Raw genomic sequence first — 1,485 nt, 5'->3', positions numbered from 1 at the left:
CGTTCGGCATACGGCGGTTCATTAAACATTAACAGTTTTAGGAGGCTTTACAATGTCTGTTAGACTAGTGAAGCCTTCTTTCTTTAAGTAGCTGTTACTCATGGCACGCCGGAGCATCGGACTTTGTACGCTTCGCCATTTTCCTTTCCGAGTATTACCCCATTGGTATGCCTGATTTGGGCTTACCCCTAATTTTATCAACTCTGTAATTCGGGTGCGGGGCTTTTTCCATTGGTGCCAATAGCACAGGCGTAGCCGGCTTCTGACCCACATGTCCAATTCTTCAAACACCGATTTTGCCTCACTTAGCTTAAAGTAATTTCCCCAACCCTGGTTCAGTTGGCGCATGTGCTCCATTCGCAGCACCATGCTATAAGGTTTGCTTCGGCACGTGATTATACGTACTTTGTCCTTATATGCTGCGATGCTTTTGCGGTGGACGCTAATACCCTTTTCACCCTTTCGGTGATAAAAGGTAAAGCCCAACAACTTCATCGACCAGGGGCGAGTTACGCTACTCTTGACCGTATTTACAACCAACTTTAGTTCCTTTTCTATGTAACGGGTAATGCTTTCCATTACCCGTTCGCCGGAACGTTTGCTCTTAACGTAAATACTACAATCATCGGCGTAACGTACATATCTCAAGCCTCGCTTCTCCAGCTCTTTGTCCAGTTTATCAAGGATAATATTTGACAACAGTGGACTTAGTGGGCCGCCTTGAGGTACGCCTTGTTTACAGGGTATGCGGTTTGTTCTCTCTGCTATCTCACTTCGAAGTATTTTGTGGATCAGCTTTAAAACCCGTTTGTCCGTTATCCGACGGCTTAGCTCATTCATCAGATAGTCGTGGTTTACCCGGTCAAAGAACTGCGACAGGTCAAGGTCTACTACATGGCTGTAGCCAGCGTTGATGTATTCCTTTGCCTTTAGAGCAGCCTGATGCGCATTCTTTTCATTGCGGAACCCATAACTGGTCTCTGAGAACGTAGGCTCATACTGTTGCACCAATACTTGGGAGATTGCTTGTTGGATTAACCGATCCATGTACGTTGGTATCCCTAAATGGCGTTCCCCTCCATTGGGCTTGGGAATCGTTACCCGCTTTACTGCATTCGGCTGGTAGCTTCCATTTTCCAATTGGGATTTAACCTGAGCCCAGTCGCGTTGAAGCTGTGATTGAAAGTCTGCGGCTTCTACTCCATCGATACCTGCAGCTCCTTTGTTGCCGACCACACGGTCGTAGGCAGCTAGCATGTTGGGTCTGCTTAGGATTACTTCCAGTAACATTCATCTCTTTTTTTTTTTTCCTGTTTCCTTGTTTCTTTCCTTCCTTCAAGATGTCGTTCAGCGCTCCCTGGTACCCTTCTGCTTCCAGCATAGCTCTTGCAGGGCAGCTCTCCATTCGGAGTTTTCTGCTTTCTTCACGATCATCCCATTTCCAGAGGTACTCCACGGACGTTTAATGTTCGGCCCTTCCCTTGT

At 46.9% G+C, this 1,485-nt stretch carries 1 protein-coding gene; it reads right to left on the bottom strand.

Annotation, left to right across the window (positions count from 1 at the left end; all coding sequences use genetic code 11):
• Positions 1-21: 21 nt before the first annotated feature.
• The gene (gene ltrA / locus A3860_RS40330) at positions 22-1,290 is read right to left on the bottom strand and encodes a group II intron reverse transcriptase/maturase (protein ID WP_081156290.1); all 1,269 of its coding nucleotides are present in this window, start codon (positions 1,288-1,290) and stop codon (positions 22-24) included.
• Positions 1,291-1,485 lie beyond the last annotated feature (195 nt).

Source organism: Niastella vici (assembly GCF_002077945.1).
In the GTDB taxonomy this organism is placed as follows: Bacteria; Bacteroidota; Bacteroidia; order Chitinophagales; family Chitinophagaceae; genus Niastella; species Niastella vici.
The sequence above is the reverse complement of the archived record's forward strand: the minus strand, read 5'-3'. Positions and strand labels throughout refer to the sequence as shown.

Coding starts and splice junctions, on each gene's coding strand:
- ltrA (WP_081156290.1), bottom strand. CDS start 1,290: ATGTTACTGGAAGTAATCCTAAGCAGACCCAACATGCTAGCTGCCTAC.